The sequence below is a fragment of the Mycobacterium sp. E1715 genome (genome assembly GCF_001667625.1).
GTDB lineage: Bacteria > Actinomycetota > Actinomycetes > Mycobacteriales > Mycobacteriaceae > Mycobacterium.
This window is the reverse complement of sequence record NZ_LZJJ01000375.1, coordinates 1-14181: the sequence shown is the minus strand read 5'-3', so window position 1 is coordinate 14181 and position 14181 is coordinate 1. Positions and strand designations below refer to the sequence as shown.

Genomic DNA, 14181 nt, shown 5'->3' with positions numbered 1-14181 from the left:
CGCCCTCGCCTGCGCCCTTATAGCCGCCGGGCCCCGGTCCGGGTATCTCGACGTGGCCGAATTCGATCGGCGGCACCTCGGTGGCGGTGGGCAGCAGGTAGTCGACGAAAGTCGTTGCCAGCGGGTTGCCGTCGTCGTCGTAAACCAAGTCCTCCATCAGGGCGCCGCCGATGCCCTGCACGGTGCCGCCGGCGATCTGGCCCTCCACCACCGAGGGGTTGATCATCGGCCCGACGTCCTCGCTGACGATATAGCGCAGCAGCGTCACCTTGCCGGTGGCCACGTCCACCTCGCAGGTGCAGGCGTGCGTCGCGTTGGACCAGTGGATGGGATTGGTCGAGTTGAACCGGGCGGTCGCCTCCAGGTTGGTCGACATCCCCGGCGGCAGCAGCTGCGGCGAGTAGTGCGCGACGTACGCCAGCTCGCCGAACGGCACCGACCTGTCGGGCTCGCCGCGCACGCTGGCCACCGAAAACGCCAGGTCCACTTCGGATTCTGCGACCTTGAGGTGGTGGGCGGCCAGTGCCACGATCTTCTCGCGCAGCAGCGCCCCCGCCTCGTTGACGGCCCCGGCGGTCATGGGCGCGCTGCGGCTGCCCTGCGTCCCGGCCCCGTACGGGGTGACCGCGGTGTCGCCCTGGATAGTGGCGACGTCGTCGATGTCGGCGCCCAGCGCGTCGGCGGTCAGCTGCACGACCGTGGTCTCGATGCTGTTGCCGCTCGAGCCGCCGTTGACGTACACGTTGATCTTGCCGGTGGGCTCCATGCGGATGGTGCAACCCTCGGTGGCCAGGTGGCCGGTCGCCGCGCCTGTCGGTTCGATGTAGGCCGAGAACCCCAATCCCAGGTAGCGGCCCTGCGCCAGCGCCTCGGCCTGCTCTTTGCGAAAGCCTTCGTGGTCAAGGATTTTCACGGCCTGCTCGAAGGTGTCGATCGGGGCGACGTGGTCATACGGCATGCCGTTGGGGTTGAAATAGGGCATCTCGTCGCGGCGCAACAGGTTTCGCCGGCGCAGCTCGACCGGGTCCATGTTCATCTTGCGCGCGGCGATGTCCAGCAGAATCTCGCGGGCCAGCGTCTCGTACTGCCAGGGGCCGCGATAGGCGGCCAGGCCGCTGGTGTTGGAGAACACCGTCTTGTAGTTGAAGCTGGCCTTGGGCACCCGGTAGGGGCCCGGAAAGAACATGCCGATGGCGGCCGTGGTGAGCACCGGATAAGGCGTCGGGTAGGCGCCGATGTCCTGGACGAAGTCGATGTCGGCCGCCGCGATGTTGCCCTCGTCGTCGAAGGCCATGCGGGCGGTGCCGTCGACGTGCCGCGCCTGCCCGGCCGACATCAGGTTCTCCCGCCGGTCCTCGATCCACTTCAGCGCGGCCGGCACCTTGCGGGCGGCCAGCATGATGCACATGTCCTCGCGCATCGGGACGACCTTCTGGCCGAAGCCGCCGCCGGTGTCGCGCATGATGACCCGAACCCGTTGTGCCGCAATGCCTAACAGCCGGGCGCAGAACGCCCGCAGTTCGTGCGGGGTCTGGGTGGACGCCCACATCGTGAGTTCTCCGGTGGCGGCGGTCCATTCGACGACCAGGCCGCGGGTTTCGATCGGCACCGGCGCATAGATCTGTTGGTAGATGTTCTCCTTGACGACGCACGGCGCGCCGGCGAACAGTTCTTCGTCCGGCGGGGCCCCGCCCATCCCGCCGGCGACGTTGTTCGGGTAGGCGTCGTGCACCAGCACGTCGCAGGCCTGCGCCCGGGTGAAGTCGGTGACGGCGGGCAGCGGCTCGTAGTCCACGTCGATGAGTTCCAGCGCGTCCTCGGCGACATACCGGCTCTCGGCGACGACGAGGGCGACGGGGTCGCCGACGAACTTCGCCTCGCCCTCGGCCAGCGGCGGGCGCGGGGTGTCTTGGACGTCCTTGCCGGCGACGGCGTGCCAGGCCTCCCGCACGTCGGGGTTGAGGTCGGCGGCGGTGAACACCGCGCGCACGCCGGGCAGCGCCAGCGCGGCCGAGGCGTCGATGCCGTTGATCCGCGCCCGTGCGAACGGGCTGCGCACGAAGCAGGCGTGCAGCATGCCGGGCCGCGAGATGTCGTCTACGAAGCTGCCGCGGCCGGTCAGCAGCCGGCCGTCCTCGACCCGCTGGACTCGGGTGCCCGCGTATCGGGGCGCCGGAGTGGAGGGAGACTGCACGTCCTGAGTCATCGTGCTCCATTGGTTGTCGCTAGGCGAGAAGCTGAATGTCATCATAGGAGAGTGGCGTTATCGCAGTCGAGCGGCCCGGCGCCGCGCAGCGTCGGGGTGCTGCTGGCCGCGGGAGCCGGGCGGCGCTACGGCAAGCCGAAGGTGCTGGTCGACGGGTGGCTTCAGGCCGCGGTCGACGCCCTGCGGGCCGGGGGCTGCGCGGACGTGGTCGTCGTGCTGGGCGCCGCCCAGGTGGCGGTTCCGGCCGGATCCACCGCGGTGACGGCCCTGCGGTGGCGGGACGGGCTGAGCGCCTCGGTCCGCGCCGGCATCGAGCGCGCCGACCGGCTGCGCGCGGACTACGCGGTGCTGCACGTCGTCGACGCCCCCGATGTGGGGCCCGCGGTGGTCGCGCGCGTTCTCGGCCGGGCGATCGCATCACCCGCCGGGCTGGCGCGCGCCGCGTTCGGCGACCGCCCGGGGCATCCGGTGGTCGTCGCCCGCCGCCATTGGCCCGAGGTCCTGTCGAGCATCTCCGGCGACAGCGGCGCCGGCGCGTACCTGCGGACCCGGCGCGACGTCGAGATCGTCGACTGCGCGGATCTCGCCGGCGGTCAGGACATCGACGAGCCCTAGGCCGCCGCGGGCGGGTCGGCGGCGGGCAGCGCGGCGTCTTGGGCGGCCGCGTGCACGCGATGGCGGACGAGGTACCAGCCGCCGATCAGCCCGGGGATGCCGAGGGCCAGCGCGCCGAGCAGCCAGGGGCCCTGAACCTTGTCCAGCAACATCAGGACCAGGACGCCGGCCAGGAAGGCCAGCGTCAGGTAGCCGCTGTAGGGCGCCAGCGGCATCCGGAAGTGCGGCCGCTGCACCTCACCGGCGCGGGACAGCCGGTAGAACCGCAGCTGGCTCGCCACGATCGTCCCCCAGGCGACCACCACGCCCACGGCGGCGATGTGGAGCACGATTTCGAACGCCTGGCTGGGTTTGACGGCGTTGAGCACGATGCCCAACAGGCCGACCACGGCGGTGAGCAGGATTCCGCCGTAGGGCACGCCGTTCTTGGTCATCGGCGCGGTGAATTTCGGGCCGCTGCCGTTGATCGCCATGGACCGCAATATCCGGCCCGTGGAGTACAGCCCGGCATTCAGGCTGGAGAGCGCGGCGGTGAGCACGACCAGGTTCATCACACTGCCGGCCCCGCCGAAGCCGACCTTGGAGAAGAAGGTGACGAACGGGCTCACGTGGTCGCGATAGGCGGTGTGTGGCAGCAGCAGCGCCAACAGGACCGTCGAGCCGATGTAGAAGATGGCGATGCGAAAGACCACCGAATTGATGGCCCGCGGCATGATCTTGTGCGGATTTGGGGTCTCGCCGGCCGCGATGCCGACGAGTTCGACCGCGGCGTAGGCGAAGACCACGCCCGAGGTGACCAGCACCAGGGGCAGCAAGCCGGCCGGCAGGAGTCCGCCGTGGCTGTCCCAGAGCGCCACACCGGGGTCGTGACCGTCGACCTTGAAGCGGCCGACCAGAAAGACGGTGCCGACGACGAGGAACGTCACCAGGGCCAGCACCTTGATCAGCGAGGCCCAGAATTCGAGCTCGCCGAACAGCCTGACCGAGATCAGGTTCATCGCGAGCACGGCGACCAGCGCGATCAGCGCCAGCGTCCACTGCGGGACGGTCTGGAACGTCGTCCAGTAGTGGCAGTAGTGCGCGATCGCGGTGGTGTCCACGATCCCGGTCATCGCCCAGTTGACGAAGTACAGCCAGCCCGCCGCGAAGGCGGCCTTCTCGCCGAAGAACTCCCGGGCGTAGGACACGAAGGATCCCGAGGACGGGCGGTACAGCACCAGCTCGCCGAGGGCGCGCAGGATCAAGAAGACGAAGATGCCGCAGACCCCGTAGACGAGGAACAGCCCCGGTCCGGCCGACGCGAGCCTTCCGCCCGCGCCGAGGAACAGGCCGGTCCCGATGGCGCCGCCGAGGCCGATCATCTGGATCTGGCGATTGTTCAGGCCCTTGTGATAGCCCGAGTCTTCACGGGCGAGCCGCGCGGCGGCGCTGTCTTGCGATGACATTGGGTCCTGCCGTGTCGGCTCCGGGAAAGGCTCAGGCTAACCCACCGGTCCGCCGGCGCGCTCGGTCAGTGGCCGCGGCCCGGGCCGGTGTGTTCCCGACCAGGCCGCAGTGCTCCGCGACGCCGTCGCAGAGCCCCCGGGAACAAGACCGCGACCCTGGCCGTTACCATCATCGACAAGTTGAGCGAACCACACTCAATGCTGGGTTGACACCACGGTGTCGGCAAGAGCAGGCTTGAGCGGGGTTCACTCAGCATAGTGGCACCAAAGAAGCTCTACTCAATCAGGAGGAATCACTATGGCTCGTGCGGTCGGTATCGACCTCGGGACCACCAACTCCGTCGTCGCAGTTCTCGAGGGCGGGGACCCCGTCGTCGTCGCCAACTCCGAGGGCTCACGGACGACCCCGTCCATCGTCGCGTTCGCGCGCAACGGCGAGGTGCTCGTCGGCCAGCCCGCCAAGAACCAGGCGGTGACCAACGTCGACCGCACCATCCGTTCGGTGAAGCGGCACATGGGCACGGATTGGTCCATCGAGATCGATGACAAGAAATACACCGCGCAGGAGATCAGCGCCCGGGTGCTGATGAAGCTGAAGCGCGACGCGGAGGCGTACCTCGGTGAGGACATCACCGACGCCGTGATCACCGTGCCGGCGTACTTCAACGACGCCCAGCGGCAGGCGACCAAGGAAGCCGGCCAGATCGCCGGCCTCAACGTGCTGCGCATCGTCAACGAGCCCACCGCGGCGGCGCTGGCGTACGGCCTGGACAAGGGCGAGAAGGAACAGACCATTCTGGTCTTCGACCTCGGCGGTGGCACGTTCGACGTGTCGCTGCTGGAGATCGGCGAGGGCGTGGTCGAGGTCCGCGCCACCAGCGGTGACAACCACCTCGGTGGCGACGACTGGGACGACAGGGTCGTCGAGTGGCTGGTCGACAAGTTCAAGGGCACCAGCGGCATCGACCTGACCAAGGACAAGATGGCGATGCAGCGGCTGCGTGAGGCCGCCGAGAAGGCCAAGATCGAGCTCTCGAGTTCGCAGAGCACCTCGATCAACCTGCCCTACATCACCGTCGACGCCGACAAGAACCCGCTGTTCCTCGACGAGCAGCTGACCCGCGCCGAATTCCAGCGCATCACCCAGGATCTGCTGGACCGCACGCGTCAGCCGTTCCAGTCTGTGATCAAGGACGCCGGCATCTCGGTGTCCGAGATCGACCACGTGGTGCTGGTGGGTGGTTCCACCCGCATGCCCGCGGTGTCCGACCTGGTCAAGGAGATGACCGGTGGCAAGGAGCCCAACAAGGGCGTGAACCCCGACGAGGTGGTGGCCGTTGGCGCCGCGCTGCAGGCGGGTGTCCTCAAGGGCGAGGTGAAAGACGTTCTGCTGCTTGATGTCACGCCGCTGAGTCTCGGTATCGAGACCAAGGGTGGCGTGATGACCAAGCTCATCGAGCGCAACACCACGATCCCCACCAAGCGGTCGGAGACCTTCACCACGGCCGACGACAACCAGCCGTCGGTGCAGATCCAGGTCTATCAGGGTGAGCGCGAGATCGCTTCGCACAATAAGCTGCTCGGCTCCTTCGAGCTGACCGGCATCCCGCCGGCGCCCCGTGGTGTCCCGCAGATCGAGGTCACCTTCGACATCGACGCCAACGGCATCGTGCACGTCACGGCCAAGGACAAGGGCACCGGCAAGGAGAACACGATCAAGATCCAGGAGGGCTCCGGCCTGTCCAAGGAGGAGATCGACCGGATGATCAAGGACGCCGAGGCGCACGCCGAGGAGGACCGTCAGCGCCGCGAAGAGGCCGACATCCGCAACCAGGCCGAGACGCTGGTCTACCAGACGGAGAAGTTCGTCGCCGAACAGCGTGGCGCCGAGGGCGGTTCGAAGGTCCCCGAGGACACCCTGAACAGGGTGGACGCGGCCGTGGCCGAGGCCAAGTCCGCGCTGGAAGGCACCGACATCTCCGCGATCAAGTCGGCGATGGAGAAGCTGGGCCAGGAGTCCCAGGCGCTCGGCCAGGCCATCTACGAGGCGACCCAAGCGGCCGGCGGTGCCGGTGGCGACGGTGCCGGAGGCCCGCAGGCCGGTTCCGCTGACGACGTGGTGGACGCGGAGGTGGTCGACGACGACCGGGAGGCCAAGTGACCGAAGGGAATCCACACGAGCAGGTGACCGTCACCGACAAGCGGCGCATCGACCCCGAAACCGGTGAAGTCCGGCGGTCCTCTCCCGGCTCCGAGCCGGGAGAGGCCGCGCCGGGCGACTTCGCGGGTGAATCACCCGAGGAGGCCGGCAAGGCCGCCGAACTTTTGGGCGACCTGCAACGGGTCCAGGCGGACTTCGCCAACTACCGCAAGCGCGCGCTGCGCGACCAGCAGGCCGCCGCGGACCGGGCCAAGGCCGGCGTCGTCAGCCAATTGCTGGGCGTGCTCGACGATCTCGAGCGGGCGCGTAAGCATGGCGACCTGGAGTCCGGCCCGCTGAAGTCGGTGGCCGACAAGCTGACCGGCGCGTTGACCGGGCTGGGCCTGGTCGCGTTCGGCGAGGAAGGCGAGGACTTCGACCCGGTGTTGCACGAAGCGGTGCAGCACGAGGGCGACGGCGGCGACGGCTCCAAACCGGTGATCGGCACGGTCATGCGGCAGGGTTACAAACTGGGCGACCAGGTCCTGCGGCACGCCCTGGTCGGGGTCATCGACACGGTGGCCGACGAGGGCGCTCCGGCGGCCGCGCCGGTCGAATCGGGCGATAACCCCGGCGCATCCGGTGAATAGACCACACAATCAGCACAACAACAGAACTCCAAAGGTGAAGGGGGTGACGCGACATGGCCCAGCGTGAATGGGTCGAAAAGGACTTCTACAAGGAGCTGGGCGTCTCCTCTGACGCCAGTCCCGAAGAGATCAAACGCGCATACCGGAAGCTGGCGCGCGACCTGCATCCGGACGCCAATCCCGACAATCCGGCCGCCGGCGAGCGATTCAAGGCGGTCTCGGAAGCGCACAACGTGTTGTCGGATCCGGCGAAGCGCAAGGAGTACGACGAGACCCGCCGCCTGTTCGCGGGCGGCGGTTTCGGCGGTCGCCGGTTCGACACCGGCGGCTTCGGTGGCTTCAACGTCGGTGGCGACGGCGCCGAGTTCAACCTCAACGATTTGTTCGATGCCGCCGGCCGCAGCGGCGGAACCAACATCGGTGACCTGTTCGGCGGCCTGTTCGGGCGCGGCGCCGGGGCCCGTCCCAGCCGGCCACGACGCGGCAACGACCTGGAGACCGAGACGCAGCTGGACTTCGTCGAGGCCGCCAAGGGTGTGGCCATGCCGTTGCGGCTGACCAGCCCGGCGCCGTGCACCAACTGCCACGGCAGCGGCGCGCGGCCGGGCACCAGCCCCAAGGTGTGCCCCACCTGCAACGGCTCCGGCGTGATCAGCCGCAACCAGGGCGCGTTCGGCTTCTCCGAACCGTGCACCGATTGCCGGGGCAGCGGCTCGATCATCGAGCACCCCTGCGACGAGTGCAAGGGCACCGGGGTCACCACCCGGACCCGCACCATCAACGTGCGGATCCCGCCGGGCGTCGAGGACGGGCAACGCATCCGGCTGCCCGGGCAGGGCGAGGCGGGCCTGCGCGGGGCCCCGTCGGGCGACCTGTACGTGACGGTACATGTGCGGCCGGACAACGTGTTTGGCCGCGACGGTGATGACCTCACCGTGACCGTCCCCGTCAGCTTCGCCGAGTTGGCTTTGGGCTCAACGATTTCGGTGCCCACGCTGGACGGCAAGGTCGGCGTGCGGGTGCCCAAGGGCACGTCCGACGGACGCATCCTGCGGGTGCGTGGTCGGGGCGTTCCCAAGCGCAGCGGCGGCAACGGGGACCTGCTGGTCACCGTCAAGGTCGCCGTGCCGCCCAACGTCGAGGGCGCCGCGGCGGAGGCGCTGGAGGCGTACGCGGCCGCCGAGCGGGCCAGTGGGTTCGACCCGCGAGCGGGATGGGCGGGTAACCGCTGATGGCCAAGAATTCACGGGAGGAATCCCGGACGTTCCTGATCTCGGTGGCCGCCGAGCTGGCCGGCATGCACGCCCAGACCCTGCGCACCTACGATCGCCTCGGCCTGGTCAGTCCGCGCCGCACTTCCGGTGGGGGACGGCGGTATTCGGAGCACGACGTCGACCTCCTGCGCGAGGTGCAGCGGCTGTCCCAGGACGAGGGCGTCAACCTGGCCGGCATCAAACGCATCATCGAGCTGACCAACCAGGTCGAGGCCTTGCAGGCGCGGGTGAAGGAGTTGACCGAGGAGCTGGCGCAGGTGCGCGCCGGCCAGCGCCGCGACCTGGCGGTGGTGCCCAAGAGCACCGCCGTGGTGGTCTGGCAGCCGCGCAGGGGCCGTTAGCCTTCAGTCCTCGGGCAGTTTGTCGAGGGTTTTGCGGGCTTCCTTGCGGAAGATCTCGTGCTCGTCGTCGAGGTATTTCGCGACGGCGTCGCGCACACCCGTAGCGCGTTGACGCACCAGCGCCTTCATGGCCGGGATTCGGGAGGCCGGATACGGAAGCTGGCTCACCGCTAGCTCTTTCGCCTCCTCGGTCTTGATTTGGCCGATCCATTCCACCAGCAGCGATTTGGTGGGAAAGTCGCGCTCGGAGCGAATCAGGGCGGCGATACGCGGGAAGTCGGAGCGCTCGCAAATTTTGGCCAGCGCGAAGCCGGCGGCTTCGAGTTCCAGGTTGCTGAGCGGAGGCTCGATGTTGAACTGATCAAACAGGACGTCTACGGCGGCGCGGTTTCCTTTGGCGTGCTTAGTGATCAGGTTACGGATCAGTCCGGCACGCCACGCCCGGCGGTCCTCATTACGAGGAACGCGTTCATCGAGGTGTTGCAGCCAGTCCACGACGATTGGCACCGCCTGCGGATAGTCGTTGGGTGAGTTCACCAATTCCCAGACTGTGTCTTCGGGGATGCCTGCGGCGTCGAGTTCCCGTTTCATCGCCTGCTCGGATTCCGGCCAAGTAGCGGGGTCGCCTGGTGATCTCATGAGAGGTTGATGCTTTGATCGATCTCCACGTTCAACCCCGGGTAGTCCGTTCGCAAGGTGTCCTCCACGCTGCCGACGTTGGTGCGGCCTTTGTCCACCACGATGACCAACTTGTAGCCGTTGTCCCGTGCCCACTGTGCCATGTCCCGGATCTGCCGCGTGGCGTCCAGCTTCTGCACGTTCTTCACCTCGCGCACCACGTGATTGCGGTCATCGATCTCATCCGGAATTCGTGTTCTGATCGCGCCTGTCTGCGGGTCGGTCACACGAATCGGTCGCTTGGCGTCTTGGTCGATGCCGGCGAGTTGTTCGGCGCGGCGGCCCTTGAGGCGGTTGTCGTTGACCCGTTGCGTCGGAGTCGGATCCACCCGTCGTGGCACCAGGGTGAGCAGTGTCTTCACCGTAGGCAACGCGGCGTTCGTGGCGGTGGTGGCCGACGTCAGGTCCGTCATCGAGGTGGTGGCCGTGGTCCGCAGCGCCGTGTTCAGCCCGTTGATCTGGGTGACCGCCGTCGCGATGAACGTCCGCTTGATGGCCTCGGTGATGAGGTGCAGTTGCGGCGGATAACCGTCCAGGATCTTGACGATCAGATCGAGGCTGCGGACGACGAAGGCCATGTCGTCCTTGACCGATTTGAGCTTGTCCCCGTAGTCCTTGGCCGCGCGCGACAGGTCCCCGCACGCGCCGGCGATGTCGGTGCTGACGACGCGCGCCTCATTGAGCCGGTCGACGACGAACGCGATCTCCGCCGCCTCGACGTCGACGATGAGCCGCTGCTCCTCTGGTGAGGGCTGGTCGTCGATGTGCACCAGGTCGTGCCCGAACGTCTCCCACGCCGACCCGACCGCATGCACCCGGTCGGGGTGCCCGTCGGGCCAGCCGTCGGTGATCTGACCACGCACCAGGTCCCAGTGCGGCGGTTCCGGATCGCCGCCCCCGGCGACCGAGCCGACATCGACCGCCGCGTCGATGTAGGTTCCGGCGGACTGGCCCGGCGGCGTGATCGGCGCCCCAAAGGCGTCGCGCTGGTTGAGGGTGGACGCCTCTTCGGTCTCGTCGTGGTTGATGCCGTCCTGGCGCAACAGGGTACCGAGGTTGTCGAAGACGTTGACCAGCCGGAAGGAGACCTGGCCGGCCTCGTCGGCGGCGGTGTCGAAGGCCGCCGCCCACTGCGGGCCGACCCCGTGCGTCCCGGCGGCGTTGGCTGCCTGGACGCCGGCGAGTTTGCGCAACGCGGCGGCGGCGTGGTCGCTGTTCTCCTTGTAGGCAGCGGCCGCGTCGTAGAACAATTCCGGATCGACGTCCGTCACTCCCCGCCCCGCTCTCCCACCGGCGAACCGATTCTATGGCAGCCTGGGATTTCGCGTTTACACCCGGAAAGGGGCCACCTCATGTCGTATGACCTGACGGTCTACGCGGCCGGCAGCGTCGACGACGAGGAGTTGGAGGCGATCGTCGAATCCGTCCCCGGGCTGTCGATCGGGGACAGCGGGGACGGTGAGGTCACCGTGGTGCGCGGCAAAGACGACACCTATGCATTCACCGTGTTCGGGCCCCACGAGATCGAGCCCGAGGACGTGCCCGACGACGTCGTGCCCTACCTTCTCGAGCCGGCCATCAGCTGGCAGATCAGCGTGGAGGGCAGCGACCCGGCCGAGGTCCGGCCGGCGCGGCGGTTCGCCAAGGCGTTGGCCGTCGCCGCGGGGGGAGTGGCGGTCGACGAACAGACCGAGGACATCCTCGGTGCCCGAGGGGCTCGCAAGGCCAGCCGACCCAACAGCGAGTTGATCCGAGTCCTCAAGCTTGATTGGTACTCGCCGGTGTCGGCGCCCAACGCCCCGACGCTCTGGCTCGAACTCGCGAGAAAGCTCCTCCCCGAGGCCCTTCCGCGCCGCTTCGGCGAATCGGACCCGCTGCGTTACCGACTAGACCGCGACGGTGACGCCCGGTTCGTGGACGTCTATTCCGATGTGGCGCGGTTCAAGGCGACGTTCCCCTGCCTCGAGGGCGGGCTCTTCCCGAAAGAGTGGGGCGGTGTCTGCGTCGACACTCTGTGGATTGTGGCCGAGCCGCTGGACGACCCGCGCTGGCGAAACTCCGTGCGCCGGTTCTTCGTCGAGTTCGCCCGCCGGCGCGGCAGCGTGCTGGCTACCGGCGAGGTGCTGCGCAACCACAAGCTCTCCGGGCCGACCGACGTCAACAAGGACGTCAGCGGCCTGTTGCGCGGGGCGGACGGGATACTCGGTCTACCGTCCCACCCGATCTGGTGGATCTGGTTCGGCACCGAGTACCTGCCGATCGTCCGCGAATATCTGCCGTCCGAGGGCACCACGTTCTACGACGAGGGGGCGCTTTTCGCCGCCACCGAGGAGCCCACGGACCGCGGCCAGCTCGCGGCGCTGCCCGATCCGTTCCCGAAAAGCCTTCGGGTCGGCGAGATTCCGCCGGAATACGGACCGCCGAACAGCCCGACCAATACGCCGGCGGCTATCCGCCCCACATCGAGGTGTTGACCTCGGCGTTGTGGGTGTAGTTGCGGTGCGCGATGTGCGCGTTGAGGTGCATGTCGAACACCTGCTCGCTCGTCTCGTCCGCCCAGCGCTGCCAGTGCTGCACCCGCTCGAGAAAGACGTCGAACCCCACGCCCTCCCACGTGCCCTGCAGGCCTTGCAGATCCTTGGCCACCTCGGACAGTCGGTCCTTCATCACGAGGCAGAACTGGCGCATCGCGTCGGCCGCGTCCACCAGTTCGTCCTCGTTGACGGTGCGTCGGGCCATGATTACACCCCCGGGGGTTCGAGGGCTCGAAAGGCGTTGGCCCCGTTGGTTTCCATCTGCGCGTAGGCATTGGCGGCCGCCGACAGCGATTCCCCGATCCAGCGCAGGTCGGCGAGCATGGCTTCGCATTCTTCGTCGATGTCCGACCAGACTTTGAGGTATGCCGTGGCCGCCTGACCCGTCCAGGTGCGGCCAAGGTCGCCCATCTGCGTTCCCAATTTGCGCCGCAGGCCCTCGATCTCGTCCGCCGCGCCGGTGGTGTCCCTGGATGCGCGGGTCAGCTCGGCACAGTAGACGCGCAGCTCGTTGGCCCCCATGGTGAGCAGGCTACCCTCGGCGCATGGGTTGGCGCGACACAGTGACGGAGCTGGCGCAGGCCGACCTGGACGGCCTGGTCGACGCCGCGGTCACCTTCGCGGCCGAGCGCATCGCCGCGGCGGGCGAGTTCCTGCCGTTCGCGCTGGCCGTGTCCGCTCAGGGTCAGCGCCAGGCCGTCCAGCCGAACTACCCGCGCGGCCGGGATCTACGGGTGGCCGAGCAGCTCGCCGCCCAGTGGCGCGGACTCATCGAGGTGAAGGACTCGCTGCGCGCCGCAGTGGTGGCGGTGAACGTGACGCTGACCGAACAGCACCGGGACGGCATCGAGCTCACCGCCGAGCACCGCGAGGGCGTGGCGATCGGATTGATCTTCCCCTACACGCTGGACGCGGACGGCCGGCTGGCGCTGGAGTCGCCGTCGGCTCACCGGGCGGAGCGCCGCGTCTGGGTCGCGTGAGCGCTACGTCGGCGGCGGCAGGTCCCTGAGCTTCGCCAGCGCGTCGGCGACCCGGGTCTCCAGGTCGACAATGTCCTCGTCCGCCCACTCGTCGGCGAATTCGGTTGCCTCGCTTATTGCTTCGTTGATCCGCCTCGTCACCTCCTGGGCGCCCAGGGCCAGTATCCCCGGATCGATGACCAGGCCGGTCAGGCGCAGATGGCCGTTCATGGTCACCTCGACCGTGCCGGTCTGGTCGCTGACCACGATCGCCACTCGTTGCATCCGCCGGACCTGCTCGTCGAGAAGCGCTATGACCGCCTGGAACTGCTCGATCATTCGCCCGATCTGGGAGTGGGTCGGGTCGGACATCGCGAATCCCTATGCGTGAATCGAGAATTGGGAGACCGCGGGCTCGCCCGGCCGCGCGCAGCGGTAGCCGCCGCGGCGCAGCGCGTCGGTCGGCGCGGTCATCGGCTCGAAGCAGACGATCCGCGTCGCGGGGTCGTCGCCGGTGGGCGCGAAGATCTGCGTGGCCGGATACCCGCTTTCGAAGCGCACCTCGATGCGGCGGCCGCCGCCGGAGACCGCGAACACCGCGCCGTCGGGCACCTCGTCGTAGGCATCGTCGAAAGCCTTGTCTCCCAAGGATTCCGAGAGGGACGGCTGAGGTTCGGATTCGCCGGTGGGCAGCCCAACGTCGTCGAGGAGCAGGTGTCGCAGCGGCGGGGCCTCGATCACCCACTCGGCGCGCGGGATGTCGGGCAGCTGCAGGTAGGGGTGAAAGCCGAAGCACAGCGGGACGGCGCGGTCGCCGGTGGCGGTCACCGTGGTGCGCACCGTCAGTGTCCGCTCGGCCAGCCGCACCGCCACCGTCAGCACATGCGGGTAGGGAAAGCTGGCCAGCAATCGCGGATCGGCGGCGAAGTCCAACTCGGCCACCAATTCGTCGGCCGACTCCGCCGTCACCCGCCAGCCCGGGTAGGCGGCGAGCACGCCGTGGATCGGCAGGCCGTTGGGATCGGCGCGAACCCCGTTGTCGCCCGGTGTCAGCGTCGTCGTCACGCCTTGCGCGACCAGGCATCGGCGCTGACCGCCGAGTTCGTGCCCGGGGCGGGCATGATCGGAACCTCGCTCAGCGACGCCGGCGTGGAGCTGTTGGGGCAACGGCGCGGGCTGGACGCCTATGTGGCCAATGGCAAGACGATGGGGATCCCGATCCTGTATCCCTGGGCAAACCGCCTGGGCGCCAACAGCTATACCGCGCAAGGCGTGACGACGACGCTGACACCGGGCGACAACGGGGTTCGCGCCGATCCCAACGGCCTGCCGATCCACG

At 68.4% G+C, this 14181-nt stretch carries 14 protein-coding genes and 2 pseudogenes; 8 read left to right on the top strand and 8 right to left on the bottom strand.

Going from position 1 to position 14181, the window contains the following annotated elements:
• On the bottom strand, positions 1-2206 hold a 2206-nt coding region (locus tag A9X03_RS18755; RefSeq protein WP_068262401.1), incomplete at its 3' end, for a xanthine dehydrogenase family protein molybdopterin-binding subunit.
• A gap of 51 nt (positions 2207-2257) precedes the next feature.
• Between A9X03_RS18755 and A9X03_RS18750 the strand changes: the two genes are divergently transcribed.
• Positions 2258-2821 carry an NTP transferase domain-containing protein gene (locus A9X03_RS18750; RefSeq protein ID WP_068262399.1) on the top strand — a complete coding sequence of 188 codons (564 nt, stop codon included), beginning with the start codon at positions 2258-2260 and terminating at the stop codon, positions 2819-2821.
• Here A9X03_RS18750 and A9X03_RS18745 read toward each other — a convergent pair.
• Positions 2818-4266 carry an amino acid permease gene (locus tag A9X03_RS18745; protein WP_068262398.1) on the bottom strand — a complete coding sequence of 483 codons (1449 nt, stop codon included), beginning with the start codon at positions 4264-4266 and terminating at the stop codon, positions 2818-2820. The two genes, A9X03_RS18750 and A9X03_RS18745, sit on opposite strands and share 4 nt — an antisense overlap.
• Before the next feature lie 298 nt (positions 4267-4564).
• On the opposite strand from A9X03_RS18745, the gene dnaK reads away from it, so the two are divergent.
• The 4 genes from dnaK to A9X03_RS18725 are packed head-to-tail and all read left to right on the top strand — an operon-like array spanning position 4565 to position 8671.
• Positions 4565-6427 carry a molecular chaperone DnaK gene (gene dnaK / locus A9X03_RS18740; RefSeq protein ID WP_067760005.1) on the top strand — a complete coding sequence of 621 codons (1863 nt, stop codon included), beginning with the start codon at positions 4565-4567 and terminating at the stop codon, positions 6425-6427.
• Positions 6424-7056, top strand: coding sequence for a nucleotide exchange factor GrpE (gene grpE / locus A9X03_RS18735; RefSeq protein WP_067760008.1), 633 nt, complete (start codon positions 6424-6426; stop codon positions 7054-7056). The genes dnaK and grpE overlap by 4 nt, the downstream gene beginning before the upstream one ends.
• A 53-nt stretch (positions 7057-7109) precedes the next feature.
• Positions 7110-8288 (top strand): molecular chaperone DnaJ, encoded by a 1179-nt coding sequence (gene dnaJ, locus A9X03_RS18730; RefSeq protein WP_067760011.1) that lies wholly within the window; start codon positions 7110-7112, stop codon positions 8286-8288.
• Positions 8288-8671: a heat shock protein transcriptional repressor HspR gene (locus A9X03_RS18725; RefSeq protein ID WP_067268708.1), complete on the top strand. Its 384-nt coding sequence runs from the start codon at positions 8288-8290 to the stop codon at positions 8669-8671. The genes dnaJ and A9X03_RS18725 overlap by 1 nt, the downstream gene beginning before the upstream one ends.
• Positions 8672-8674: 3 nt before the next feature.
• Here the strand turns inward: A9X03_RS18725 and A9X03_RS18720 are convergent, their stop codons facing one another.
• Both A9X03_RS18720 and A9X03_RS18715 read right to left on the bottom strand, forming a co-directional pair.
• A complete protein-coding gene (locus A9X03_RS18720) occupies positions 8675-9262 on the bottom strand; it encodes a hypothetical protein (protein WP_067760014.1) in 588 nt (195 codons plus the stop codon).
• A 44-nt stretch (positions 9263-9306) separates the two neighbouring features.
• Positions 9307-10620, bottom strand: coding sequence for a putative toxin (locus tag A9X03_RS18715; RefSeq protein ID WP_068262394.1), 1314 nt, complete (start codon positions 10618-10620; stop codon positions 9307-9309).
• Between the two features lie 81 nt (positions 10621-10701).
• Between A9X03_RS18715 and A9X03_RS18710 the strand changes: the two genes are divergently transcribed.
• Positions 10702-11823 carry a hypothetical protein gene (locus A9X03_RS18710; protein WP_067760020.1) on the top strand — a complete coding sequence of 374 codons (1122 nt, stop codon included), beginning with the start codon at positions 10702-10704 and terminating at the stop codon, positions 11821-11823.
• Here A9X03_RS18710 and A9X03_RS18705 read toward each other — a convergent pair.
• Together A9X03_RS18705 and A9X03_RS18700 are read right to left on the bottom strand one after the other, a co-directional pair.
• Entirely contained in the window at positions 11798-12088 is a 291-nt protein-coding gene (locus tag A9X03_RS18705) for a WXG100 family type VII secretion target (protein ID WP_067760023.1), read from the bottom strand. The two genes, A9X03_RS18710 and A9X03_RS18705, sit on opposite strands and share 26 nt — an antisense overlap.
• Positions 12089-12090: 2 nt before the next feature.
• On the bottom strand, positions 12091-12405 hold the full coding sequence (locus A9X03_RS18700; protein ID WP_067760029.1) for a WXG100 family type VII secretion target: 315 nt from the start codon (positions 12403-12405) through the stop codon (positions 12091-12093).
• Positions 12406-12428: 23 nt separating this feature from the next.
• Here A9X03_RS18700 and A9X03_RS18695 point away from each other — a divergent pair, with 23 nt between their 5' ends.
• Entirely contained in the window at positions 12429-12863 is a 435-nt protein-coding gene (locus A9X03_RS18695) for a hypothetical protein (RefSeq protein ID WP_068262390.1), read from the top strand.
• A gap of 3 nt (positions 12864-12866) precedes the next feature.
• Here A9X03_RS18695 and A9X03_RS18690 read toward each other — a convergent pair whose 3' ends face one another.
• Both A9X03_RS18690 and A9X03_RS18685 read right to left on the bottom strand, forming a co-directional pair.
• Positions 12867-13214 (bottom strand): YbaB/EbfC family nucleoid-associated protein, encoded by a 348-nt coding sequence (locus A9X03_RS18690; RefSeq protein ID WP_068262381.1) that lies wholly within the window; start codon positions 13212-13214, stop codon positions 12867-12869.
• A 9-nt stretch (positions 13215-13223) separates the two neighbouring features.
• Positions 13224-13916 (bottom strand): annotated as a pseudogene (locus A9X03_RS18685) (aldose 1-epimerase); the annotation flags it as partial.
• Here A9X03_RS18685 and A9X03_RS30400 point away from each other — a divergent pair.
• A pseudogene (locus A9X03_RS30400) lies at positions 13911-14181 on the top strand (aldose 1-epimerase); the annotation flags it as partial. The pseudogenes A9X03_RS18685 and A9X03_RS30400 overlap by 6 nt on opposite strands.

Bases quoted from the DNA above. Each gene is read 5' to 3' on its own strand.
- A9X03_RS18745 (WP_068262398.1), bottom strand. From the start codon at position 4,266: ATGTCATCGCAAGACAGCGCCGCCGCGCGGCTCGCCCGTGAAGACTCG.
- dnaK (WP_067760005.1), top strand. From the start codon at position 4,565: ATGGCTCGTGCGGTCGGTATCGACCTCGGGACCACCAACTCCGTCGTC.
- dnaJ (WP_067760011.1), top strand. From the start codon at position 7,110: ATGGCCCAGCGTGAATGGGTCGAAAAGGACTTCTACAAGGAGCTGGGC.
- A9X03_RS18725 (WP_067268708.1), top strand. From the start codon at position 8,288: ATGGCCAAGAATTCACGGGAGGAATCCCGGACGTTCCTGATCTCGGTG.
- A9X03_RS18720 (WP_067760014.1), bottom strand. From the start codon at position 9,262: ATGAAACGGGAACTCGACGCCGCAGGCATCCCCGAAGACACAGTCTGG.
- A9X03_RS18710 (WP_067760020.1), top strand. From the start codon at position 10,702: ATGTCGTATGACCTGACGGTCTACGCGGCCGGCAGCGTCGACGACGAG.
- A9X03_RS18705 (WP_067760023.1), bottom strand. From the start codon at position 12,088: ATGGCCCGACGCACCGTCAACGAGGACGAACTGGTGGACGCGGCCGAC.
- A9X03_RS18700 (WP_067760029.1), bottom strand. From the start codon at position 12,405: ATGGGGGCCAACGAGCTGCGCGTCTACTGTGCCGAGCTGACCCGCGCA.
- A9X03_RS18695 (WP_068262390.1), top strand. From the start codon at position 12,429: ATGGGTTGGCGCGACACAGTGACGGAGCTGGCGCAGGCCGACCTGGAC.
- A9X03_RS18690 (WP_068262381.1), bottom strand. From the start codon at position 13,214: ATGTCCGACCCGACCCACTCCCAGATCGGGCGAATGATCGAGCAGTTC.